The sequence below is a fragment of the Bradyrhizobium lablabi genome (assembly GCF_900141755.1).
GTDB lineage: Bacteria > Pseudomonadota > Alphaproteobacteria > Rhizobiales > Xanthobacteraceae > Bradyrhizobium > Bradyrhizobium lablabi_A.
The window spans coordinates 2263761-2287677 of sequence record NZ_LT670844.1 but is presented as its reverse complement, the minus strand read 5'-3'; the positions used below and the strand labels follow the sequence as shown (position 1 = coordinate 2287677).

The 23917-nt window shown below is 61.5% G+C and carries 25 protein-coding genes and 1 pseudogene; 12 read left to right on the top strand and 14 right to left on the bottom strand.

The window, feature by feature from the left end:
• Positions 1-7: 7 nt before the first annotated feature.
• Both B5526_RS10660 and B5526_RS10655 read left to right on the top strand, forming a co-directional pair.
• A complete protein-coding gene (locus B5526_RS10660) occupies positions 8-454 on the top strand; it encodes a hypothetical protein (RefSeq protein ID WP_079538153.1) in 447 nt (148 codons plus the stop codon).
• Between the two features lie 40 nt (positions 455-494).
• On the top strand, positions 495-1748 hold the full coding sequence (locus B5526_RS10655; protein WP_172842029.1) for a lactonase family protein: 1254 nt from the start codon (positions 495-497) through the stop codon (positions 1746-1748).
• Here B5526_RS10655 and B5526_RS39420 read toward each other — a convergent pair.
• A complete protein-coding gene (locus B5526_RS39420; protein WP_283807616.1) occupies positions 1743-1871 on the bottom strand; it encodes a hypothetical protein in 129 nt (42 codons plus the stop codon). The two genes, B5526_RS10655 and B5526_RS39420, sit on opposite strands and share 6 nt — an antisense overlap.
• Positions 1872-2184: 313 nt before the next feature.
• Here B5526_RS39420 and B5526_RS10645 point away from each other — a divergent pair, with 313 nt between their 5' ends.
• The 3 genes from B5526_RS10645 (at position 2185) to B5526_RS10635 (ending at position 5533) form a co-directional block, all read left to right on the top strand.
• The gene (locus B5526_RS10645; protein ID WP_244562265.1) at positions 2185-3075 is read left to right on the top strand and encodes an acyl-CoA desaturase; all 891 of its coding nucleotides are present in this window, start codon (positions 2185-2187) and stop codon (positions 3073-3075) included.
• A gap of 96 nt (positions 3076-3171) precedes the next feature.
• Entirely contained in the window at positions 3172-4554 is a 1383-nt protein-coding gene (locus tag B5526_RS10640; RefSeq protein WP_079538151.1) for an MBOAT family O-acyltransferase, read from the top strand.
• Positions 4529-5533, top strand: coding sequence for a hypothetical protein (locus B5526_RS10635; RefSeq protein ID WP_079538150.1), 1005 nt, complete (start codon positions 4529-4531; stop codon positions 5531-5533). Before B5526_RS10640 ends, B5526_RS10635 begins: the two co-directional genes overlap by 26 nt.
• A 15-nt stretch (positions 5534-5548) precedes the next feature.
• Here the strand turns inward: B5526_RS10635 and B5526_RS10630 are convergent, their stop codons facing one another.
• From B5526_RS10630 to B5526_RS10620, 3 genes are all read right to left on the bottom strand, one after another.
• Positions 5549-7321 carry a fatty acyl-AMP ligase gene (locus tag B5526_RS10630; protein ID WP_349642775.1) on the bottom strand — a complete coding sequence of 591 codons (1773 nt, stop codon included), beginning with the start codon at positions 7319-7321 and terminating at the stop codon, positions 5549-5551.
• Positions 7299-7553 carry an acyl carrier protein gene (locus tag B5526_RS10625; RefSeq protein ID WP_079538149.1) on the bottom strand — a complete coding sequence of 85 codons (255 nt, stop codon included), beginning with the start codon at positions 7551-7553 and terminating at the stop codon, positions 7299-7301. The genes B5526_RS10630 and B5526_RS10625 overlap by 23 nt, the downstream gene beginning before the upstream one ends.
• A 123-nt stretch (positions 7554-7676) precedes the next feature.
• On the bottom strand, positions 7677-8477 hold the full coding sequence (locus tag B5526_RS10620) for a L,D-transpeptidase (protein ID WP_079538148.1): 801 nt from the start codon (positions 8475-8477) through the stop codon (positions 7677-7679).
• Between the two features lie 292 nt (positions 8478-8769).
• Between B5526_RS10620 and B5526_RS10615 the strand changes: the two genes are divergently transcribed.
• Complete coding sequence (locus tag B5526_RS10615; RefSeq protein ID WP_079544892.1) at positions 8770-9084, top strand: hypothetical protein; 315 nt, start codon at positions 8770-8772, stop codon at positions 9082-9084.
• A 115-nt stretch (positions 9085-9199) separates the two neighbouring features.
• Here B5526_RS10615 and B5526_RS10610 read toward each other — a convergent pair whose 3' ends face one another.
• From B5526_RS10610 to B5526_RS10595, 4 genes are all read right to left on the bottom strand, one after another.
• Entirely contained in the window at positions 9200-9961 is a 762-nt protein-coding gene (locus tag B5526_RS10610) for an ABC transporter permease (RefSeq protein ID WP_079538147.1), read from the bottom strand.
• Entirely contained in the window at positions 9958-10881 is a 924-nt protein-coding gene (locus tag B5526_RS10605; protein ID WP_079544890.1) for an ABC transporter ATP-binding protein, read from the bottom strand. The genes B5526_RS10610 and B5526_RS10605 overlap by 4 nt, the downstream gene beginning before the upstream one ends.
• 212 nt (positions 10882-11093) lie before the next feature.
• Entirely contained in the window at positions 11094-11312 is a 219-nt protein-coding gene (locus B5526_RS10600; RefSeq protein WP_079544888.1) for a hypothetical protein, read from the bottom strand.
• A gap of 32 nt (positions 11313-11344) precedes the next feature.
• Positions 11345-12475: a DUF2336 domain-containing protein gene (locus tag B5526_RS10595; RefSeq protein ID WP_079538146.1), complete on the bottom strand. Its 1131-nt coding sequence runs from the start codon at positions 12473-12475 to the stop codon at positions 11345-11347.
• A gap of 396 nt (positions 12476-12871) precedes the next feature.
• Here B5526_RS10595 and B5526_RS10590 point away from each other — a divergent pair, with 396 nt between their 5' ends.
• Positions 12872-13801 carry a DMT family transporter gene (locus tag B5526_RS10590; protein ID WP_244562264.1) on the top strand — a complete coding sequence of 310 codons (930 nt, stop codon included), beginning with the start codon at positions 12872-12874 and terminating at the stop codon, positions 13799-13801.
• Positions 13802-13830: 29 nt separating this feature from the next.
• On the opposite strand, the gene B5526_RS10585 is transcribed toward B5526_RS10590, so the two are convergent.
• The 3 genes from B5526_RS10585 to B5526_RS10575 all read right to left on the bottom strand — a co-directional run bounded on the left by B5526_RS10585 (position 13831) and on the right by B5526_RS10575 (position 16966).
• On the bottom strand, positions 13831-14124 hold the full coding sequence (locus B5526_RS10585) for a type II toxin-antitoxin system HicB family antitoxin (protein ID WP_079538145.1): 294 nt from the start codon (positions 14122-14124) through the stop codon (positions 13831-13833).
• Between the two features lie 9 nt (positions 14125-14133).
• A complete protein-coding gene (locus B5526_RS10580) occupies positions 14134-14328 on the bottom strand; it encodes a type II toxin-antitoxin system HicA family toxin (protein WP_079544884.1) in 195 nt (64 codons plus the stop codon).
• A 67-nt stretch (positions 14329-14395) separates the two neighbouring features.
• On the bottom strand, positions 14396-16966 hold the full coding sequence (locus B5526_RS10575) for an ATP-dependent helicase (RefSeq protein WP_079538144.1): 2571 nt from the start codon (positions 16964-16966) through the stop codon (positions 14396-14398).
• 302 nt (positions 16967-17268) lie between these two features.
• On the opposite strand from B5526_RS10575, the gene B5526_RS10570 reads away from it, so the two are divergent.
• The gene (locus tag B5526_RS10570) at positions 17269-17442 is read left to right on the top strand and encodes a DUF1328 domain-containing protein (protein ID WP_079538143.1); all 174 of its coding nucleotides are present in this window, start codon (positions 17269-17271) and stop codon (positions 17440-17442) included.
• A 39-nt stretch (positions 17443-17481) separates the two neighbouring features.
• Here B5526_RS10570 and B5526_RS39735 read toward each other — a convergent pair.
• Positions 17482-17631, bottom strand: a pseudogene (locus B5526_RS39735) (hypothetical protein); the annotation flags it as partial.
• Between the two features lie 162 nt (positions 17632-17793).
• On the opposite strand from B5526_RS39735, the gene B5526_RS10565 reads away from it, so the two are divergent.
• Entirely contained in the window at positions 17794-18345 is a 552-nt protein-coding gene (locus B5526_RS10565) for a hypothetical protein (protein ID WP_154071250.1), read from the top strand.
• Positions 18346-18634: 289 nt separating this feature from the next.
• Here the strand turns inward: B5526_RS10565 and B5526_RS10560 are convergent, their stop codons facing one another.
• Entirely contained in the window at positions 18635-19147 is a 513-nt protein-coding gene (locus tag B5526_RS10560; RefSeq protein ID WP_079538141.1) for a thioesterase family protein, read from the bottom strand.
• Positions 19148-19233: 86 nt separating this feature from the next.
• Between B5526_RS10560 and B5526_RS10555 the strand changes: the two genes are divergently transcribed.
• On the top strand, positions 19234-20652 hold the full coding sequence (locus B5526_RS10555; protein ID WP_079538140.1) for an FAD-binding oxidoreductase: 1419 nt from the start codon (positions 19234-19236) through the stop codon (positions 20650-20652).
• A gap of 148 nt (positions 20653-20800) precedes the next feature.
• On the opposite strand, the gene B5526_RS39590 is transcribed toward B5526_RS10555, so the two are convergent.
• On the bottom strand, positions 20801-21022 hold the full coding sequence (locus B5526_RS39590; RefSeq protein WP_349642774.1) for a hypothetical protein: 222 nt from the start codon (positions 21020-21022) through the stop codon (positions 20801-20803).
• 387 nt (positions 21023-21409) lie between these two features.
• On the opposite strand from B5526_RS39590, the gene B5526_RS39585 reads away from it, so the two are divergent.
• Both B5526_RS39585 and B5526_RS10545 read left to right on the top strand, forming a co-directional pair.
• On the top strand, positions 21410-22087 hold the full coding sequence (locus B5526_RS39585; protein WP_349642773.1) for a Spy/CpxP family protein refolding chaperone: 678 nt from the start codon (positions 21410-21412) through the stop codon (positions 22085-22087).
• 613 nt (positions 22088-22700) lie between these two features.
• Positions 22701-23897: an ABC transporter substrate-binding protein gene (locus B5526_RS10545; RefSeq protein WP_079538139.1), complete on the top strand. Its 1197-nt coding sequence runs from the start codon at positions 22701-22703 to the stop codon at positions 23895-23897.
• Positions 23898-23917: the final 20 nt, after the last annotated feature.

Here is a 23917-nt window from a genome sequence, read left to right as displayed (position 1 = left end):
GATCGACATGCCAAACCATGACCTCACTGCCGAACAAGTCCGCGACCTCCGCGCATTGGCCGGCATCATCATCCCTCCGAGCGCAACCTATGACGTGCCGGGCGCCGATGATGAGAGGATTTTTGCCGACATCCTGCGAAGCCTCGAGCGCGACCGCGACGATGTCTGCCGCGCGCTGGCGCATCTCACTGCGCTCGCCGCCGGCGCGTTCGCCGACCTTGAACCGCCGCGCCGGGCTGAAGTAGCCGCAACGTTTCGCGAGGCCGGCGGCGCAGCGCTGACCGCGCTGGTTCGCGTGGTGCTGCTTTGCTATTACCGGGATGACCGGGTGATGCGCTCGCTCGGCCAGGAGCCGCGCTCGCCATTCCCCAAGGGCCATGTCGTCGAGCAGGGCGACTGGTCGCTGCTCGAACCCGTTCGCAAGCGGCCGCCGATGTACCGGGTGGTGGACTGACCGCGCAAAGCGGCGATCGAAATATGCAACGGAGGAAACCATGGTCGACCGTCGCACATTTACCATGCTTCTTGCCGGCGGCATTGCAGCGCCCGGCGTGTCGTTTGCCCAGAACGCCAAGGTGAAAAACGTGTTCTATTCAGGGGTAGGTCCGGAGCTCACGCTCTACAGCGTTGATGTCGATGAAGCCGCCCTCATCAGGCGCGGTACCGTGTCGATGCCGGCCAATATCCAATATGCATGGCCGCATCCGTCGAAGCGTTTTCTATATGTCGTCTCGAGCAACGGCGGTCCGGGCTCGGCCGGTGTCGCCGGCGACAGGCATTTCGCGAACGCCTTCAAGATCGACCCCTCGACCGGCGCACTCACGCCACATGGAGGGCCGCTACCGCTGCCCTCGCGTCCGATCCACACCAGCGTCGATCTATCAGGCGAATTTCTGCTGACCGCCTACAACGATCCGAGCGGCCTGACCGTGCATCGCATCAACGGGGACGGCTCGCTGGGCGAGCGCGTCGATCAACCTGATACGCTCGACACCGGTAAATACGCGCACCAGGTCCGCGCCATGCCCGACAACCAACGGGTCATCATGGTGACGCGTGGCAACAACGCGCCGACCGACAACCCGGTGAACCCGGGCTCGATCAAGACCTTCAGCTTCAAAAACGGTGTGCTCGCAAACCTCGCGGCGATTCACCCAGGCGACGGTATGCAGTTCGGGCCGCGGCATCTCGACTTTCACCCGACGCAGCCATGGGTCTATGTTTCGGTCGAGAGCCAAAACAAGCTTGCTGTCTACAGGCTCGATCCCGCGACCGGCATCTCGCGCGAGCCATTGTTCATCAAGGAGACGCTCAGCGATCCCTCGTCAAAGACACGGCAGGCCGCAGGCCCGATCCACGTCGGTCCTGACGGACGGTTCGTCTATCTCACCAACCGCGCTTTCTGGCTCACCGACTTCGAGGGCAAAAAAGTGTTCGCGGGCGGCGAGAACTCGGTTGCGGTCTTCGCCATCGACCAGACCACCGGCGAGCCGACATTGATCCAAAACGCCGACGGACATGCGAACTACCTCCGCACCTTCGGGATCGATCCAACCGGTCATCTTCTCGTCGCGGCGTCAGTCTGGCCGATGCCGACGCGGCAGGGGACAGATATTACCGTCGTTCCTGCAGGGATCAGCATGTTCCGCGTCGGCGGCGACGGGAAATTGGAATTCGTGCGCAAATACGATATCGACGCGACCGCGGAAAAGCAGCAGTTCTGGGCCGGTATGGTCACCCTGTCATGACCGCGCGAAACCTCCGCAGCGATGTCGGCGACGCGTCAGGTCGCGGAGAAGCAGGCGCTCGGCGAGTTGCGCGACGTTCAGGCGGCCGGGTAAGCCAATTTTTTCGGCATGGCTGGTCTGCATCGCTTTTTCCATACGCCGGCCGACGATCTGCGAACGACCAGTCCGGAGATGCTCGAACCCGTCGCCCGCGCCTTCGCTCCTCCGGAGGCTCGCTGAACGGTCCCCGTTCCCCTGGCCCTGTCACCCGCACGACACGGTTCCACAGGCAGTGACCCACCGCTGCGGGCTTGGGTTGCAGCGGCTCACCGGACTATGTACTGATATCGTATTGTTCCCTCCCGGAATCCCCGCCTGTGCGAAAATGCGCGACATTCGGATAATCAGAAGCCGCCATCTTCATAAGATTCAGCGGCGGCATTTTATCATTTTCGATGTGTTGCCCTTTCTCGGTACGCTCATCGCGTTGGGCCTGTTGTTTTACCGGCCCATCCGTGCGCTCGAGATCGGCCTGTTCTTCAGCATGTGGCTGATCACGGGTTTTGGCCTGACGGTCGGCTATCACCGTCTCTTCACCCATCGCGCGTTTTCGACAAGCGTGGCGATGAGCTGCATCTTCATCGTCATGGGGTCGATGGCGGGACGCGGTCCGATGATTTCGTGGGTCGCAATGCACCGGCGGCATCACGAACTCTCGGACCACGAAGGCGATTTGCACTCGCCCAATTTGCACGGCACCACCTTTTTCGGCCGCCTGTTGGGCTTCCTGCATGCGCATCTGACCTGGATGATCGAGCATGATTACCCGAACGTGGCCCACTATGTCCCGGACCTGATGGCGGAGCGCAGGCTGGTCGCGGTCAATCGACAATACTATGCGTGGGTGCTGCTCGGTCTTTTCATCCCCGCCGCGATTGGCGGACTTGTGTCCGGAAGCTGGTGGGGCGCGCTCACCGGCTTTCTCTGGGGCGGCATCGTGCGCATGTTCGTGGTCGAGCAATCGATGTCGGCGATCAATTCGGTGATGCATACGTTTGGCTCGCGGCCGTTCTTTACCCGCGACGACCACAGCCGGAATCTCGGCGTGATGGCGCTGTTGGTGTGGGGCGAGGGGTGGCACAATAATCACCATGCCTTTCCCTATTCGGCGGCCTTCGGGCTGCGCTGGTTCGAATTCGATCCCGGGTTTCTGCTGATCCGGCTGTTGGAACTCACGGGCCTCGCCTGGAACGTGAAAGTCCCCAGTCGCGAGAAGATCGCGCTTCGCCGGGCGCGCCAGCAAGTCCAGGCAGAACCCGAAGCAGCGGCCGAACTCGAACGCGGGTGATCAAGAAGTCTCCCGGGAAAACCGGTGATGCAGGCGTGCCCGATTTGAATAAAGGCGAGCAGGCGCACATGGCGAAATGCCCGGGATCGTAGACCGATGCTGTTCAACGATTATCCGTTCCTGCTCGGCTTCCTGCCCGCCGCCATCCTGCTCTATCGCCTTGCCGATCCGCATCCACGGCTGCGGATCGCGACGCTGGTGCTGCTGTCGTTCGTCTTCTACAGCTACTGGAATCCGCCGTTCATCCTGCTGCTGGCGCTGTCGATCCTGGTCAACTGGCTGGCGATGCGGGCCTATGAAAGGACAAAACAGAAGGCGATCGTGACCGCCGCGATCGTCATCGATCTGGCCGTGCTCGGCGTGTTCAAATACGCCAACTTCTTTGCCACCAATCTTGGCCTGGTTCTGGGCCGCCCGATGCCTCATTTCGACATCGTGCTGCCGCTCGGCATCTCGTTCTTCACCTTCCATCACATCATGTATCTGGTCGATCTGCGGCGCGGCAAGGCGCCAACCTTTCCGCTGCCCCGCTACGCGCTCTACATCGCGTTCTTTCCGCAGGCGATCGCAGGACCCCTGGCGCGATGGTCCGAGGTCATGCACCAGTTTGGCCGGCAAGTGTATGCGCCCGGCTGGCAGCGCCAGTTCTGCCTCGGCACAACCTTTATCGTGATGGGGCTGTTCGAGAAGATCGTGCTCGGCGACCGGATGGGGAGACTGCTCGATCCGATCTATGAACAGGCCAGGCTCGGTGTGGTGCCGGACGGGGAGTCCTGGCTGGCGCTCTGCTTCAGCTTCCAGATTTTCTACGACTTCGCCGGCTATTCGGACATCGCGATCGGCCTCGGGCTTTTGTTCGGCATCCAACTGCCGTTCAACTTCAACGCGCCGTTTCGCTCCACCAACATTCAGGATTTCTGGCAGCGCTGGCACATGACGCTAATGCTGTTTCTGCGCGACTATGTGTTTCACCCGCTCGCCAATGCCCGCATCCTGCCGCGGCGGTATCTCGCCGTGCAGTACTTCGCGGCGTTGCTTCTGACCATGGCGCTGTGCGGCCTGTGGCACGGCGCGAGCTGGACGTTTGTACTTTGGGGCACGCTGCATGGCGTGGCGCTGGTGGTTTGCTCGCTGTGGCGCCGCTTTGGTCCCAAACTGCCGGCGCTGCTCGGATGGATGCTGACCGTCGCCGTCGTGCTGCTGACCGGCGTGATCTTCCGCGCCGGGACGCTCGATGCCGCGTCGCATGTTTTTCAGGGCCTTGGAACCTTGCCCGATCTGAGCCGGGTGAGGCATCTGTTGCCGATCATCGTGGCAGCACTTGCGGCCTGCCTGTTGCCGGCGAGCCAGGACGTTATCGCGCTATTGACCCGCAAGCCGAGACCGCTGCTGGCCGGTTTGCTGGGTATCGCCATGCTGGCGCTACTGATCGAACTCGGAGACCAGGACGTCTATGAATTCGTCTATTTCAAGTTCTGACGACGCCATCCAATGCGGCCGGAGTCTGGCGGCCTTTCTCGGCGCGCTCGGGCTCGGCGCGCTGTTGGTGCTGGCCGTCATGATCACCGTCGATCCCTATGACAGCGGGCGGTTCGGCCTGCTCGGCATCGTGGGCGTCGCCGATTCCACTGAGGTTACCGCCAATGCCAGCCGGGCGCGCGATCCGCAATTCGATTCCGCGATCTTCGGCAATTCGACCGGCCAGCGCCTCAATCCGGCGGAGCTGTCGCAGGCGACCGGCAACCATTTCGTGCAGTTGACCGCGCCTGGCTCCGATCCGCGCGGGCAGCTGGCGATCCTTGATTTCTTCGTGCGGCATCATCGGCATATCGGTGCGCTTGTGTTCGTTACCGATCCCGCCTGGTGCACCCACGATCCCGCGCCGCCGCTCAAAAATCCGTTTCCGTTCTGGCTCTACGGCGACAGCTCGCTGGTCTATGCCGGCCGGCTGTTCTCCTGGCGCGCGGTCAATCACGCCTATCAACGGATCATGATCTTCCGTGGCGTGCAGAAGCGCACCGCGCCGGACGGCTTCTTCAACTACGAGGATGTTTTTCCCCGCGATAAGCACCCAACGATTACGCCCGCGGAAGAGCCGGCATTCACGGGCCAGGTCAGTGATGGTTTCCCGCTGGCAACGTTGCTCGACGGCGCGGTCAAAAAGCTTCCGGCTGACGTGTCCGTACTGGTGCTGATGCCCCCGATCTTCTATGCGATCGTCCCGCGGCCCGGCAGCCGGGAGGCGGCGGAAGGCGAAGCCTGCAAGGCCGCGTACAAGCGCATCGTGGCCGGTCGGCCGCATAGCAATCTGATCGATTACCGGATCGATAATGCGCTGACCCGCGATCCCCTGAACTTCGTCGACACCAATCATTACCGGACGAAAATCGCGCTCAAAGTGCAAGAAGGCATTGTCGCGAGCCTTCGTCTCGGCGAGGCCGCCAAGATCGAATTTTGATCAATCGATTTCTGATCAATCGGCTTCCGCCGTCATGGCGTCGAGCCGTCCTTCGAGCCACAGCCGGCGCGTGAAGCTGCGCTGGATCTTGCCGCTGGTGGTCTTCGGCAAATTTCCTTGCCTGATCAGCACGATGTGGCGCGCGAACAATTCGTGCTGCTCCGCCACCCCTTCGCGGATCAGGCCCGTCATTTCAACCGGATCGATCCGGTTGCGCTCGGTGCGCTCGATCTCCTGGACGACGACGAGGATTTCCTCGCCCTCATCGTCGGTCACCGAAAATACCGCGCCGCAATTTTCGCGCAGCGCCGGGTGCAAGGCTTGCACGGTGTGCTCGATATCCTGCGGATAATGATTGATGCCTCTGACAATGACGAGGTCCTTGATCCGGCCGGTGATGAACAATTCGCCGGCTTCATCCAAAAAGCCGAGGTCGCCTGTTCGCAGCCAGCTTGCCCCATCGCCTTCGCCCGCGATTTGCGCGTTTAAATTGGTCTTCGAGGCCTCAGTGTTGCGCCAATAGAAGCGCGCAACATTCGGCCCGTCGACCCAGATTTCACCGACCTGGCCGGAAGGCAATCGAACGCAGTCATCGGGATCGACGATCGCGATCCGCTCGCCGGTAAGCGCGCGGCCGCAGCCCACCAGCGTCTGAATGTCGGATTCGTCGACCGGCGCACGAACCGCGTGGGCCTGAAGACCGGATCGGCTGACGGCCCGCGTCACATGATCCGCGCCCCGCCTTCCACCGGCGATCAGCAAGGTCGCCTCCGCCATGCCGTAGGCCGGGAAGGTGGCGTTGGGATTAAAACCGTGGCCGGCAAAGGTCTCGCTGAAGCGTCTTATGGTTTCGGCGTGAACCGGCTCGGCGCCGTTGAGCGCGACCTTCCAGGAGGAGAGATCGATGCCCTCCATCTGGTCGGCGCGATAGCGGCTGACGCACAGGTCAAAACCGAAATTCGGGCTGCAGCCGACCTCGGCGCGATAATGATGGATCGCCCGCAGCCAGTTGAGCGGCCGCTGCATGAATGCGTTCGGCGCCATCAGGACGCAGAGCGCGCCGACATAGAGCGCCTGCAACGCGTTCAGGATCAATCCCATGTCGTGATAGAGCGGCACCCAGTTGACATAGGTCGATTGCCTGGTGTTGCCGAGCGAGATCCGGATCATTTCCAGATTGGCGAGCAGATTGGCGTGGCTGACCGCGACCCCCTTGGGATCGGAGGTCGAGCCTGAGGTAAATTGCAGAAACGCGATCGCTTCCGGCGCGGGTGGCGGCAGATCGGCCGCGCCGTCCCCGATTTGGGTCAGCTCGACCGAGAGCCACTGCAGCCGTTCGCTTGCGAACCGGGCCCGCAAATCGCTGCGGATTGCGAAAGCGGGGCTGGTAAGCGCGACCACCGGCTCGCAATTCGCCATGATCCCGGCACTGGAATCCCGCGCGCTCTGCCGGCGCGGCACCATCATCGGCACCGCGATCACCCCCGCGATCAGGCATCCGAAGAAGGCGACCAGGAATTCGAGGCCGGGTGGAAACACCAGAATGGCGCGGTCCCCCGGCTTTGCCATTCTCGTCAGCCGTGCCGCCAGCGCCTGCGCGGCATCCTGCAACTCGCGAAAGGTCAGAGCGGCTTCTTCCGTGCCGCGGTCCGAGAGGAATAGGTAGGCACGGTCATCCGGCTGGGATTGCGCGCGATGCGCGAGCAGCGTCACAAGCGAGGAAAACGTTTCCATGTCGGTAACGATGCCCGGCGGCCGCAGGCCCTTAAGCGGCAGAACGCGTTGCAAGCTTCTCGGCGAGAAAACGGGAGAGCTGAATAATGGTCGGATGATCGTAAAAATCGTCCGGCGAGAGCTCGACGTCGAGCTTCTCCTCCAGCTCCATCATGACATAGACGACCATCGCCGAGTCCAGCCCGAGCCGGTTGAATTTTGTGTCGGTCTCGACCCGGTCCTTAGGCAAGCGCAGGACCTTGGCCAGCGAAGCAACACAAAGTTCCGAGATTTGCTCTTGCGTCATGTCTGATCACCAACAAAGAAGAGTGGTGACAATACGGGCGGTCCGCGGAATGTCAATTTTGCGGACCGGCGGCGGATGATGGCTGAAGGGTGGCGGGCTTGATCAACAAGCCGGCGCGCCCTGTCAGTTGAAAAACCCGCGCGGCTGGTAATACGGCCGCGGCGCGTAGACCTGCGGCGGATATTGGGCCTGCGGCGCATAGCCGCGATTGTCGTAGTAATTGCGCTGCTGAGGCTGCGGATAGGCCTGTGCGTCGTAGAGCCGCCGGTTGGCGCTGCGCGGCGCCGGATAGCGCGCCACGTCCGGATTGCCGTCGGCCGGATAGATGTAGCCGTCATCGGGCCGCTCTTGCGGATACTGGGCTTGCGCCGGCTGTTGCGGCGTCAGCACGATGGGCTCGCCGGCGGAGTTGTACAGCTGTTCGTCCTGTTGCGCCGGGTCACGGCGCGCGACGGCGGTATTGGCGCCGCGTCGCGGATTGCGCGCCAGCGCGATCTGCGATGAGCCGGTCAGCGTCACGGTGGTGTTGAGCACGCCTTGCTCCTGCACCAGCGCATAGAGCGTCGCGGCGTGGGCGCGCGACAGCCGCACGCAGCCGTGCGAAGCCGGGCTACCGAGCTTGGCTTCGGAATCGGTGCCGTGAATGGCGTGTCCGATCTTGGTGAAGAAGATCGAGTGCGGCATCGGCGCGTCGTCAAATTCCTTGGAGTAGTGGTCTTCCTCCATCCGGAAAGTACGGAAGCTGCCGTTCGGCGTCTCATAGGAGGGAATGCCGGTCGAGACCGGCCAATGGTAGCGCTCGACGCCATCGACGGCGACGGTCATCTGCTGGCTATTCTTGTCGACGGTGATGGAAACATTTGCCTGCGCGGCGCCGGTGGCGAACAGCATCAGGCCAGCGAAAGCAACGAGGAAGGAACGCATCTTTACCTTGGCCTCCGGGCCCCTGACTGCAGCACGCTCTCCGTCCCCCCGCGCTCAATATGCCCGGAATTCGGCTTCGGTTCCAGCGCCGTGTTGAGGGCATCGTTAATGTGCGGCAGGGCGCCAACAAGGCGGCCGTGGGGTGTTATCGAGCCGACCGAGGTATTTTTCGTGAGGTGTTGCCGGATCGTGCCGACTCGAATTCGTCACAGTCGTGCAACCATTTAGCCGCATCGGCGTTGGAGATTCCCGCACGACCGGCGCAATCGCGGCCGAGAACCAAGGAATTCAGATGAACAAGATCAAGGCGGCAACGATGCCGGAAGGTTTACCGGCAAAATTCCTTGCGGCCGCGGCCCTTGCCCTCGCATTGCTCGCAATCCCCCGCGCAGGTCATACGCAAGGCATCGTGCGCGGCGCGCAAGAAGGGGCGGCGGAAGGCAACCGGGTTGCCGGCCCGGTAGGCGGGGTGGTTGGCGGCGCCGTCGGTGCCGGTGTCGGCGGCGCGGTGGGCGCCATTCATGGGGTGTTCGGAATTCCCTATGGGCATCGCTACCGCTGCCGCGGCTACTACGACCGCTACGATCGTTTCCACTGCTTCCACTAGCAACGTCATTCCGGGGCGCGCGTTAGCGCGAACCCGGAATCTCGAGATTCCCCGATGTGCAATTGCACATCTGAGGTTCGCATCTTCGATGCGCCCCGGAATGACGGCTGCGCCGTCAGTTCTTGATTCGATAACCCGTCTTAAAGATCCACCACACCACGACCATGCAGATGGCGAGGAACGACAGCGTCATGCCGAAGCTCAGGGTGACGCTGACGTCGGCGATCTCGTAAAAGCTCCAGCGGAAGCCGGAAATCAGATAGACCACCGGGTTCAACAGCGTGATGGTGCGCCAGCCCGAGGGCAGCATGTTGACCGAATAAAAACTGCCGCCGAGGAAGGTCAGCGGCGTCACCACCAGCATCGGGATCATCTGCAGTTTTTCGAAACCGTCGGCCCAGATGCCGATGATGAAGCCGAACAGGCTGAAGGTCACCGCGGTCAGCACCAGGAACGTCAGCATCCACCAGGGATGGTGAATCTGCAGCGGCACGAACAGGCCGGCGGTGGCGAGGATGATCAGGCCGAGCACGATGGATTTGGTGGCGGCGGCGCCGACATAGCCGAGCACGATCTCGAAATAGGAGATCGGCGCCGACAGCAATTCGTAGATCGTGCCGACGAATTTCGGGAAGTAGATGCCGAACGAGGCGTTGGCGATGCTCTGCGTCAAGACCGACAGCATCACCAGCCCCGGCACGATGAAAGTGCCGTAACTGACGCCTTCGACCGAGGTGATGCGCGAGCCGATTGCCGCGCCGAACACCACGAAATACAGCGACGTCGAAACCACCGGCGAGACGATGCTCTGCAGGATCGTGCGCCAGGTGCGCGCCATTTCGAACAGATAGATCGCGCGGACCGCCCTGAAATTCATGGCGCCCTCACCAGGCTGACGAAGATGTCTTCCAGCGTCGACTGGGTGGTGTCGAGATCGGAAAAGCGGATGCCGGCGTTGCGGAGGTCGCTGAGCAGGCTGGTGATGCCGGTGCGCTCGCCCTTGGTGTCGTAATTGTAAGTCAGCTGGCAGCCTTCATCTGACAGTTCGAGGTTATAGGGCGTAAGCGCCGACGGGATCGCATCGATCTTGCCTTGCAGATGCAGCTTCAACTGCTTCTTGCCGAGCTTTTCCATCAGCTTGGCTTTCTCCTCGACCAGGATGATCTCGCCCTTGTTGATGACGCCGATGCGGTCGGCCATTTCCTCGGCCTCCTCGATGTAATGCGTGGTGAGGATAATGGTGACGCCGGAGGCCTGCAGCTGCCGCACCACTTCCCACATGCCCTTGCGCAGTTCGACGTCGACGCCGGCGGTCGGCTCATCGAGAAACAAGATCTGCGGTTCGTGCGACAGCGCTTTGGCGATCATCACCCGGCGCTTCATGCCACCGGACAAAGTGACGATCTTGGCGTCCTTCTTGTCCCACAGCGACAGGTCCTTCAGCACCTTTTCAATATGGGCGGGGTTTTTCGGCTTGCCGAACAGGCCGCGGCTGAAGCTCACCGTCGCCCACACTGATTCGAAAGCGTCGGTGTGCAGTTCCTGCGGCACCAAGCCGATCAGCGATCGCGCCGCGCGATAGGATTTGATGATGTCGTGGCCGTCGACCAGGACCTTGCCGTGGGTCGGATTGGCGATGCCGCAGATGATGCTGATCAGCGTGGTCTTGCCGGCGCCGTTCGGGCCCAGCAGCGCGAAGATCTCACCGCGGCGGATTTCCAGGTTGATGTTGTCAAGCGCCTTGAAACCGGAGCCGTAGATTTTCGACAGATTTGCAACAGATATAATGGGGGACATGCCTGGCTTGATGATCACTGGGGAAATCGAAAAATGAGGCCGGCCGCGGCTTTGCGGATTGGGGGCCGGATCGAAACGGGCGTGGCACCGACAAATAGGGACGCCCCGGCAATCGCGCAAGCGTCGTGAGCCAGGCCGTATGGGGAGGTTAGCCGGGCAGGGACCGGTCCGCCTTCAGGGCAGGCGTCCGCAAATCCGGCACGGCGCCGGATTCATCTGAAATAATCGAGAATGAGTTGCAGTTCGGAGGGCGAGGCAGGTGTTCCGTTCAGGCCCGCATCGATGACCCGCCGGCACACTTCGACGGTTGCATGGTCGCCGAGATCGTTGGCGGCTTCGAGCACGAGCCATGCCGCATCCAGCGATTTGTCCGCCTGCGGTTCATCGGATGCGACGCCGGGGCGTTTAAGAGCGGCTGTGCCGAATGTCATTGCCGATGCTCCTCCGCCAAATTTCAGATCGCTCATCTCGATGCACCCGCGGCGGTGGACTGCCGTCGCGCGTTGGAATCGGCAACCGCGGCATTCTTGCGCGACTGATAGAATTTCAGAACGCTGCGGGATGTCTCGAGATTGAGGCGGCCGAATTCCTTTTCCAGGTCACTGAGGTCCTGAGCAGTGATGCGGTGATCCTTGGCGCCAAGGAACAGCAGCGACATCGTCGTCGCCCACGAAAAATCGAGGGCCTTGCAGAGAATCAAGAGCATTTCCCTGTTCTTGTCCAGCAGGGCCCGTTCGATCACGTCGCCCGGCAACGCGCACAGCAAGGACAGTCCGATGGTGACCTCTTCGATCTTATGAGACCGCGCGTACAGCGATATGCTGGTCTCGTTCAAATTGCCCAGCCGGTGCTGCGTCGCCACCACCCGCTTGGCGACGAAATAGGTTCGCGAAACCGGGCCGAATTTCGACTGCAGCTCGCCCGCGACGTCGGTCACCGAGGACTGAATCTGATCGACCATGCCGGGCCGCTCGCGTTCCAGCCGCTTTCTCACGTCTTCCGACGCTTTGGCGATCAGCTGCTGAAACACATGCCTTGGGATGTCCTTGCGCAGCCCGAGCTGCTCGGCGAGGATCGAATCGCCTTCGGCGCGCTTGATCATGTGCAGAAAGCCGAAATCCGAGAAACGCGCGCCGTTGTTGGTAGCGACCGACTTCACGACCTCCTGATCGCCGCGCGTCACCAGTTCGTCGGTGACCGTCTCGTCGAGCGATTTTCGTTTCGAGATCGCGAGCAGATGCGTCTGGCTCTTGAGGCAGGCGTTGGCGATCAGGGCGTAAGGCTCCAATCGCTCGGACTCCTGGAGCACGGGTCCTGCGACTTCGATCTCGTCGTCGAAGGCAAGCTTGTGAATGATATTGACCGGGGCCTGGTCGAAGCGGGCGAGCTGCTTGGAAAGCTGCGCCCGGGTTGCCACTTCGATCTCATCCGCGAGCCGTCCGATCACCTCGCCGAAGGTCCATATCTCTTCCTCGCTATAGCGGCCGGTGATCATCAGATCGGTGGTATGCCACAGCGCCTTCATGCGGCTTTCGGGCGTCCCCCGCTGGATCGCCTCGTCTAACCCCCTCAGAAACGTTTTTACGTCACTCATTATGGCAAACCTTACGCCGCAATCACGCCCCACCAGCGATATGGGCAACGAGCATAGAACGCAGACGCAAGTTTTCCGTAAAAGTGGCGAAGAAGTATTGCTTCTAAAAATTCGTTAAAATGCGACGTAATTTGTTCGGATCCCGTTGATGGCTTGCTTCGCGAGTGTCGTCGTTGGCGGCGCCGCGACGCCTCGCTCGGCTCTCCAAAGATCGACTGCGCACCCGGATCGGCGGCTCACGCGGCGGATTGGCCGGCTTTAGCGCCATGTTTCGGAAATCGGGTGGCGCGCCGAGGTTCCATGTCGGACAACATCCCTGACGCGTTCCGCGATGAAATCCGCGGAGGCGCCGGCCGGCGCGCGCGGATGATCGGCGTTAACGGGCGATGAAAACCAATGGCGAGCGAGGCACTCATTAACCACCGCATGAATGGAGGCGAGTGGCTGGCGCTGCTGCTGCTGTCGGTGCTTTGGGGCGGTTCGTTCTTCTTCGCGGCCGTCCTGATCAAGACATTGCCGCCTTTCACCATCGTCTTCCTGCGCGTCGGACTGGCCGCTGTGATCCTGAATGGGCTGCTGAAAGCCCTCGGCATGACCATGCCGGACACGAGCTCCGCGTGGCTCGCCTTCACCGGAATGGGTCTGCTCAACAATGCCGTCCCGTTTTGTCTCGTGGTCTGGGGCCAGAACCACATCGCCTCCGGCTTGGCGGCGATCTTGAATGCCACCACGCCGATCTCGACGGTCGTGGTGGCGCACTTGCTGACCGACGACGAAAAAATCACCGGCAACCGGCTGCTCGGCGTGGTCGCCGGATTTTTCGGCGTGACGGTGTTGATCGGTCCGGAGGCATTGAGCGGCTTGGGCACGAATGTGCTGGCGCAAATCGCGGTTCTGACCGCGGCGATATTTTATGCGTTTGCTGGCGTCTATGGCCGTCGCTTCAAACGCATGGGCATCGCGCCGATACAGACCGCGACCGGGCAGGTGACGGCGTCGGCCGTGATGCTGTTTCCGATCGCGATGTTCGTCGACCATCCCTGGACCTTGCCGATGCCGGCGTTGCCGGCCTGGGCCGCCATTATCGGCAGCGCAACGCTTTCGACCGCGCTCGGCTACGTCTTGTATTTTCGTCTTCTCTCAACCGCCGGCGCGACCAACCTGTTGCTGGTCACCTTCCTGATCCCCGTGAGCGCGATCCTGATGGGTACCTTTGGATTAGGAGAGCATCTGGAGGTCAGGCATTTTGTCGGGTTGGCCCTGATCGGCTCGGGGCTCGCTGCGATCGACGGCCGGCTTTTGGGACGAATATTTCGGCCGGTCTAGTCAGTGCGCTTCGGCAGGATCGAACGCCCTCATTCCGCCGCGTGGGCGGGCGCGGGAAATTCGACCAGGGCAACTACGGCGTCCTTTGCATCTTCAAGAAACTCTGGGTCCTTACGCAACTCATCGATGGTGCTTGGCGGCTTGAAACCGGTCGACCCGTCAGGGTTAGTCCAGTCCTCTGCTGCAAATTGCAGAACCTCAGCGGCCTGCTGCATGGCTTCGTCAATAGTGTCTCCTCCGGTGATTACACCCGGAATGTCCGGAAACGACACGCCATAGCAACTGTCGGTATCTTTGTGGATCAATGCGATGTAGTGCGGCATCGCGATCTCCTAATCCTTGTCCCAGCCCACCTGCCGGTAAATAGCACGAACAGTGCCAAGCGGCAGGTCTCGCTTCGGATGAGTGACAATCGTCATCTTGTTTGATACCGGATGGCGAAACTTGTGATGGGACCCTCGTACGCTAACCAGCCTGAAGCCGTCTTCCTCAAGGCGCCTGATAATATCACGACTATCCCTCAGCATCACGTGCCCCCCATCGATCATATGATGGAAGGCTAATGGCGGCTAGTCCACGTTGAGCGTGGAAGGTTTACACCCGCTCCACAAAACTATCGACCACCTTCTTCTCACCGGCCTTTTCAAACGCGATGGTGAGCTTGTTGCCGTCGATCTTCACCACCCGGCCGTAGCCGAATTTCTGGTGGAACACGCGGTCGTCGAGCGAAAACTCCGACGTCGTGCCGGTGGACTTTGCCACCAGCTCGCCTTCGATCGTCATGGGCGCGCGCTTGGTGCGTGAAAAACCGCCGGTGTCACCGCGTCCACTCGAAAACGGCGACTGGCGTTCATCAAAACCGCCGCCGCGCCCGCCTTGGCCGCGGGCGCGGTTGGCCTGCGCGCGCTGCCAGCCCGGCGTCGTATAGCTCGAGCCGAAGGCTTCGACATTGTCGAAGCGCGAGGGGCCGTAGCCGCCAGAGCCGCCCCAACCGGAGCCACCTTTTGACTCGGTGATCTCGACATTGTGCGCCGGCAATTCGTCGAGAAAGCGCGACGGGATCGTGGTCGACCAGGTGCCATGGATGCGGCGGTTGGTAGCAAAATAGAGTTTGGCGCGGCGGCGCGCCCGCGTCAGCCCGACATGGGCAAGACGTCTTTCTTCTTCGAGGCCGGCGCGGCCCTGTTCGTCGAGCGTGCGCTGGCTCGGAAACAACCCTTCCTCCCAGCCGGGCAGGAACACATTGTCGAATTCGAGTCCTTTGGCGGAATGCAGCGTCATCAGCGACACCGCATCGTCCTCGGCGCCGCCCTCGCGGTCCATCACCAGCGAGATGTGCTCCAGAAAACCTTGCAGGTTTTCGAATTCCTCCATCGAGCGCACCAGCTCTTTAAGGTTCTCGAGGCGCCCGGCGGCATCTGCCGAGCGGTCTTTCTGCCACATCTCGGTATAGCCGCTCTCGTCGAGCACGATCTCGGCGAGTTCGGTGTGCAGGGTGACTTCGCTTTGCGCGCGCCAGCGATCGAAACTGGCGATCAGGTCGCGTAAGGCGCCGCGCGCTTTCGGCTTCAATTCGTCGGTCTCGACCACGGCGCGGGCGGCCTCAGAAAGCGGAATGCGGCGCTTGCGGGCGTGATCGTGCAGCATCTGCACCGTGGCATCGCCAAGCCCGCGCTTCGGCACATTGACGATGCGCTCGAAGGCGAGATCGTCGGCCGGCGAATTGATCACGCGCAAATAGGCCAGCGCGTCGCGGATTTCGGCGCGCTCGTAGAACCTCGGACCGCCGATCACGCGATAGGGCAGGCCGAGGGTGACAAACCGATCCTCGAACTCGCGCATCTGGAACGAGGCGCGCACCAAAATGGCGACGTCGTTGAGCTTGTGGCCGGCGCGCTGCAGCTCCTCGATCTCCTCGCCGATGGCGCGAGCTTCTTCCTCCGAATCCCAGGCGCCGGTGACGGTGACTTTCTCGCCGTCGACATCCTCGGTGCGCAGCGTCTTGCCCAGCCGTCCCTCATTATGTGCGATGAGATGCGAGGCAGCAGCGAGGATGTGGCCGGTCGAGCGGTAATTGCGCTCGAGGCGAATGACCTTGGCGCCGGGAAAATCGTGGTCGAAGCGCAGGATGTTGTCGACCTCCGCGCCGCGCCAGCCATAGATCGACTGGTCGTCGTCGCCGACGCAGCAGATGTTTTTGGGGGGCGAGGCGGGCGCGACAATCTTCTCCCTCACGGGGAGAGGGTCGGGGTGAGGGGCTCTCTCGACAGGCTCGACTCGCGGAGAGTCCCCCTCACCCGAATTGCTTCGCAATTCGACCTCTCCCCGCAGGCGGGGCGAGGTGGAAGAAGACGGCGCCTGCGCCAAAAGCCGCAGCCACAGATATTGCGCGACGTTGGTGTCCTGATATTCATCGACCAGGATGAACTTGAACCGGTTCTGGTAATTCCGGAGCACGTCGGGATGCTCGCGGAACAGCCGGATGTTCTCCAGCAACAGATCGCCGAAATCGGCGGCGTTGAGGATCTTCAGGCGTTCCTGGTAGAGGGCATAGAGCTTGCCGCCGCGGCCATTGCCGAACACTGCCGCTTCGCCCGCCGGCACCTGCGACGGCATCAAGCCGCGGTTCTTCCAGCCGTCGATCAGACCGGCAAGCATGCGCGCCGGCCAGCGCTTGTCGTCGATATTGTCGGCCTGCAACAATTGCTTCAACAGCCGGATCTGGTCGTCGACGTCGAGCACGGTGAAATTGGATTTCAGCTGCACCAGTTCGGCATGGGTGCGCAGGATGCGCCCGGCGATCGAGTGAAAGGTGCCGAGCCACGGCATGCCCTCGACGGCGTGGCCCAGCATCTGGCCGAGCCGCAGCTTCATCTCGCGCGCCGCCTTGTTGGTGAAGGTGACAGAGAGAATTTCACCGGGACGGGCGCGCCCCTGGCTCAGGATGTGGGCGATCCGGCAGGTCAGCACACGCGTTTTGCCGGTGCCGGCCCCGGCCAGCACCAGCACCGGGCCATCCAGCGTCTCCACCGCCTCGCGCTGTTCGGGGTTGAGGCCTGAGAGATATTGCGGGGTCACAGCCGCACGCGCGCGCGCGGCGATGCCGCCGGCCGCGGGCTGGTGATCGGGGACGCCGTGAGGGGTCAGTCGGTTCGGCTCGGTCATTTGCGATTCGTCTTCCGCCCACGATGGCACCGCGGGGCGGTGAAGGGGAGCCTTCTTAGCAGGATTGCAAGGCATATAGGGTTTTGGCGGCGGATTTGACAGGTTTTATCCCGCTGTCCCCGATAAGCGCGTTTGGCCATCCAGCCCCGATTTTGTTCCCTCGAGGCGCACTTTTTTCCCAAGATACGTGCCGAAAACGGCCGGGAACGTTTGTTCCGAAGCCGGATTGATTCTCCAGCCGCGCGCGGCGCCAGTGGCCGCGCTGATATCGAAATAGAGCGTGGAAATCGGAGGTTCTGATCATGCTGAGTTGGGTCGTTACGTTTTTGGTCATTGCGCTGATCGCGGGCATTTTGGGCTTTGGCGGCATCGCCGGAGTTTCCATCGAAATCGCGAAGGCCATCTTCTTCATCGCAGTGGTGCTGTTCCTGGTCTCGGCCGTAGTCGGCCTCGCGCGCGGCCGCACCCGCGTCTAGGAGCGACGGCAGCGCCGCGCCATGCTCGAATCGATAGATTAACTCCGTGTCGACGCCGACTCGCTCCGCAAGTTCGGCCTGCGTCCAACTGCTGGATTTCCGTTGCGCGGCGAGACTAGCTCCTGGTCGATGCGCGAGCGCCGCTCGCGCCTTGCGTCGAACGGCAATAACTGTTGTCCACCGGATCAACAGCTATGGTTGACGTCCACGGCACTCACGAATTACACAACCACTCGCGCGCTACGCATGCCGGACACTACGCTGCACCGCCAGCTACCGCGGAACTCATGTATGGTGGTGCTTCCGTCGCGCGAACGGCAGCTGCGAGGCTAACCATCTCCGGGGATCTCGGTGAGCGCTATGACCCAAACTAAAGCACCGCATACCGATCGACCGCAGCTAGGGGATGCGTCGGGTCAGCTTGAAACACAGACTGACGAAGAGAGGAAATTCGAAGAATATCTACAATCACAGTCCGCTATTCGTGACATCCTCTACATGTATCGCGAGTTGGTTCGCTTCTGGCGCGGGCTCCACGAGGATTTCGGATGGGAGGACGGTACTTTCGATCCGCTCTCCTACATCGACATTTCGGATGATACGGGACTGGATTCCGATGATTTGCGATTATTGCGTGAGGGGTCAGCCATAAAAATCCTTTGCAATATGCTTCTGGCATATGGTCAAGGAGGCTATCCAGCACACAACAGCTATTTTATGCAAAGCGTCAAAGATGCCTACGTGGCAGGCCGCTTTCATTTGGTACCAGAGCTGGAGGCAGCAGTCGGCTTAGGGCTTCAGTCAGAAATTGCACTTAGAGACAGATCGCAGGACATCTATCGCAAGTATGTATTCGCCTATTTTGCAGATCTCGTCCAAGACAAATCCCCCAAGGCTTTGTAACCCGAGTGATATTGCCGGCAGGGCAGATGACAAGCGTTTTACCTGTGTTCAGTGCGGCGCGCTCGTCTTGCCATCCACGGCGCAAAGAACGGGAGGGTTATGCATGCCCTGCAAGAGCGGAACACGCAGTCAATAAAGGAATCGAAGCGTTGAAATCGGAACAGACGGGAGCGATTGGCCGAAGAAGTCTGCCCCGCCAGCCTGCCCCGATCTTGTTTCTTTAGTCGCAGGCTATTTTCGCAAACTTGCTGCCTGGAACACCAGGCCGCACCCGCGTTAGCTTCAATCGCTATTTCGAGGGCATCGCGACCTTGCGGCCGATGCCCTCGGGACGCGGCAGCGCCGAGTGCGCGTTCGCCAGCGTCGCGATGCGGTCGCGAATATCGGTCGGAAACGGCGCGGTCTTGCGCGCCGTCATGTCGATATGGATGGTCATGTTTTCGGACGTGGCCGACAGCCAGCCCTCGCTGGCGTGGCGCAGTTCCTCAAACGTATGCAGCCGCTTCTCGTCGGCGCCGAGCAGCAGGATCGAAATTTGCACGGGATCGCCGAGATGAATTTCCCGTAAGTACCGCACATGGCATTCGGCGGTGAAGGTCGACCCCTGGCGCGCCTTCATGTAGCCGGGGCCGATTCCGAGCTTCGCCCATAATTCGTCGATGGCGCGGTCAAACATCACATTGTAATAGGCCATGTTGAGATGGCCGTTATAGTCGATCCATTGCGGCTCGATCTGCATCACCGACGATAAGAACGGCGCGGGCCGGAGCAGCACATCGTCGCCGGTGGTCACCTCGGTCATTTATCCATCCCCGATTGTTCGATTTCGCTCTCTTGACCCCTTATATATCCTTTGCCACGGTCGGTCTTGAGCCGGGAGGATGTCGCTTGGGCCTAACCATCACCAATCAACTGAAACGTCCGGAACCGCAGGCGCTGGCGAGCGCCGTGGAAGCATTGGCGGCGCGGTTCGGCAACCGGCTGATCACCTCGCAGGCGGTCCGCGACCAGCACGCCCATACCACCACCTGGTTGCCGTCCCAGCCGCCCGATGCGGTTGTCATGGCGCAGGAGACGGCTGACATCCAGGACGTGGTGCGGATTTGCGCACGCCATAGCGTTCCCGTGATCGCGTTCGGCACCGGCACTTCGCTGGAGGGGCAGGTCAACGCGCCGGCAGGCGGTGTCTGCATCGACCTGCGCGACATGAACAAGGTGCTGGAAGTCCACGCCGAGGATCTGGACTGCGTGATCCAGCCCGGCGTCACCCGCAAGGCGCTGAACGAGTATCTGCGCGACCAGGGCCTGTTCTTTCCGATCGATCCCGGCGCCGATGCCTCGCTCGGCGGCATGGCGTCGACGCGGGCGTCCGGCACCAACGCCGTGCGCTACGGCACCATGCGCGACAATGTGCTGGCGCTGAAGGTAGTGCGCGGCGACGGCGAGATCATCACCACCGGCACGCGGGCGAAAAAATCCTCTGCCGGTTACGACCTGACGCATCTCTTCGTCGGCGCCGAAGGCACGCTCGGCATCATCTCCGAACTGACGATAAAACTGCGCGGCATTCCCGAAACCATTGCGGCTGCGGCCTGCTCGTTCGAGACCGTGCGCGGCGCCTGCCAGGCGACGATCCTGGCGATCCAGACCGGCATTCCCGTGGCGCGCATCGAATTGCTCAACGCGGCGCAGGTCAGGGCTTGCAATTCCTATTCGAAATTGTCGCTTCCGGAGACGCCGCTGTTGCTGCTCGAATTCCACGGCAGCGAGAACGAGGTCGCCGAGCAATCCAAAAATTTCGGCGAGATCGCCAAGGAATGCGGCGGCGGCGAATTCTCCTGGACCACACGGCCCGAGGATCGCACAAAACTCTGGCAGGCACGGCACGACGCCTATTGGTCGGTGAAGGCGCTACGCCCCGGTGCGGGCGTGGTGGCGACCGACGTCTGCGTGCCGATTTCGCGGCTCGCCGACTGCGTAACCGAAACCGAAGAGGATCTGAAGCGCCTCAATCTGCTGTCGCCGATTGTCGGCCATGTCGGAGACGGCAACTTCCACTGCTCGCTGGTGTGCGACATCGACAATCCCGACGAAATGGCGCGCGGCGAAGACTTCATGCATCGTCTGGTCGAACGCGCGCAGGCGATGGGCGGCACCTGCACCGGCGAACACGGCATCGGGCAGGGCAAGCAGAAATACCTCAGGGCCGAGCTCGGCCCGGAAGCGCTGGATGCGATGCGCGCGCTGAAGCAGGCGCTCGATCCGCAGAATATCTTCAATCCCGGAAAGATCTTGCCGGCGCTGTAAGGCCGGTACTTATCGGATAATAAGCCGCGCACAATGCGTGATCGAGATCGGCTCGGTCGCCCTGCAGGGAACCTTTGCGTCATTTTTGCGTCTTTTCCAGTGGCGCAAATTCGGGAGGAGCGGGGCGATGAAGGTGCCATGCCGAAAATCAATGACTGGGATTGTGGCTGTTGCTTTGGCGGCCGTGCTGTCCGGCGCCGCGCTGGCCCGAGGCGGCGGCGGTCACGGCGGTGGTGGTCACGGCCACGGCGGCGGCCATGGCGGAGGTCATTTTCATGCCGGAGGCCACGGCTTTCATGCTGCGCATTTCGGTGGCGGGCACCACATGGGCGGCCGATTCGCAGTTTCCCATTCGATCCGAAACGACCATGGCGTCCGCAACGCGCTAAACTCGTTCTCGCATGCTGGGGCGTTTCGACACGGGCGCTTGTTGAGCAATCCCTCGGCTCGCGCGCAAATTGCCGCGGGTGCCGCGCTAGCAGGTTGGCATAACCGCGGCCGCGCAAACGGGTGGTGGCAACACGGTAACGGCGGATATGGATGGGTCGGCCCGGTGTTCTGGCCGTTCGCCTATCACGACATCTATGATTATGCGATGTGGGGCTATGGATATGGCGCCCCGTTCTGGGGCTACGGCTATCCGGACATTTACGCCGGCATATTTGCACCCTACGGCTACGATGACCTGTCGGGTTATTTTTATTCGCCGCGTCGATCGTCCCGCCACCGGAATACAGCGCTCGATCGGCTGGCTCAGATGTGCGGTGACGACAGCCCTGAAATTGCCGGCCTTCCGATCGATCAAATTGAGCAAGTGATTGAGCCCACCGAAGCGCAACGCGCCGCACTTGACGATCTCGCCAGCGCTTCGATCTCGGCCGCCCAGAAAATTCGGGCAGCATGCCCGACACAGATGATCCTGACGGCGTCAGGCAGACTAGCGTTCATGCAAGCGCGTATCGAGGCGATGATATCGGCCGTGGCAACGGTGCAGCCGGCACTGGAGAAATTCTATGGCCTGCTGAACGATGAGCAGAAAGCCCGGCTCAACGGGGTCGTTGAAGATCAACGCAGGATATCCGCCGCGAAGCAGGTCAAAGGGTCGTTGGTCGGGAGCTGTGGCGCCGCGCAACCTTCCGCCCTGCAATGGCCGACCGGGGAGATCGAGGCCAGATTGCATCTAACCGACACACAACGTGCGGGCCTCGAAACGCTGCAAGACGCCAGCGCCCAGGCGGCGGACATGCTCAAGACCTCATGCCAGCCTGACGATGCACTCACGCCACCTGCGCGGCTCGCAGCAGTCGGAAAGCGGCTCGATACCATGCTGCAAGCGGTCAAGCTGGTAGGCGCGGCCCTTGACGATTTCTACGCAACGCTGAGCGATGAACAAAAGGCGCAATTCGAGGCGATCGGCCCAAGGCGAGCGTCTTAAGAATATGACCGGAAATGCAGCCTGCATTTTCAGCCTCTTTCTAACAGCCTGAAAATGACTCGCTTTTTCGTCATGGCCGGGCTTGTCCCGGCCATCCACGTCTTTCTTGCTGCAACACTCGTTAAGACGTGGATGCCCGGGACAAGCCCGGGCATGACGAGTTTGCCATAACCGCCGAGGCCACTTCAGTAACTCGCCGTGACGATCAGCGGGCCGACAGAGAAGTGGTAGTTCAGGCCGGCGCGGAAGACGTTGTCGCGCAGCCGGGTGGAAATCTGGATGTTGGGATCTGCGAGATTGGTCGCGAGCGCCGCGGGATAGACATGCGAAATACTGATCAGAATCCAGCCTATCAGCGTCTGCCGTCGTGTGGTGTGGCGGGATCGTCACAATCGGCAAGAATGGGAGCGGCCTGGCGCAATGTTCCGGATATCTCCGGACTTGGTGCGCCCTCTCGGCAATGTCACGCCGGCTTGGCCGGAAGCTCTGGACAATGCCTCCACATCAGGCTCAAATTTGAATTGGCAGCGATTTCGGCGACACGCCGAAAATCACGGCGCCGGACGCCCGCGCAACGACGGGCGCCGCAAAAGGAAACAAACGGGAGCATCACATGGCCATTTCACGTCGTGACGTTTTATTGGGCAGCGCCGGTGTGCTCGGCACTGCAGCATTTTCATTGCCAAAGCCCGCGATTGCCCAATCCGAGCCGATCAAGATCGGCTTTCTTGCCGCGATGACCGGACCGAGCTCGGCGCCGACCATCGGCTTCAACCGCGGCGTGATCTTCGCGGTCGATGCGATCAACGCGGCCGGCGGCGTCAAGGGCCGCAAGCTCGAAGTCATCACCCGCGATACCCAGGGCGATCCGACCAAGGCCGTGAATGCCACGCAGGAATTGATCAGCCAGGCCAAGGTCCACGCGATCTGGGGGCCGTTCAATTCCGGCGAGGCGCTTGCCACCACGCCGATCATGGCGCGCGGTAAAATGCCGAACCTCCACCCCTGCGTGGTGGAAACCCTGATCGATACGGCAAAATTTCCCAACGCGTTTCGGCTGGCGCCTTCCAACAGCCAATGGGACGACGCGGTGCGCAATTATTGCCTCAATATCCTGAAGGCGAAAAAAGTTGCCGTGATCGGCGACACTACCGGCTATGGCGTGACCGCGGTCGGCGCCTCGGTGGCGGCGTTCAAGAAGGACGGCGCTGAGGTGGTCTATCAGGCCAACATCGATGCGACCCAGGCCGACATGACGCCGGATATGCTGCGCGCCAAGAACGCCGGCACGGAAGTGATTGTGGTCTGGAGCGTCTCGACCGGCATGGAAGCGCGGATGTTCAACACCCGCGCGACGATGAACTGGGACGTTCCATTTGTCGGTCATCCCTCGATGGCTTCGGGCGAACTGGCCGGCCTGGTTGAGAAACCGGAGAACTGGAAAAAGGTCTATGCCATCGGCTACAAGAGCTGCAGTTACGATGCCGCCGGCAAATTGCCCGCGAAGAGCCAGGATCTCGTCGACCGCCTGCTCAAGGCCAATGTCGCCGTCAACGATACGCTGCTGTGGTGGATCGCCGGTGGCGTCGATGCGATCGAGCTGATCGCCAAGGCGATCGCAGAAAGCGGATCGACCGACGGCGAAGGTTTGATCAAATACTGGAACACGCTGTCGAAATATCCCGGCTATTTCGGCACCTACACCTTCACGCCGAGCCAGCATAACGGCTATCCGACCGAAGAAATCGTGATGTCGGAGGCTTCTACAGCCAAGAACGGCACCTTCGCGCTGGCGCCCGGATACACATAAAGGCGGCGGAGAGCGCGGCC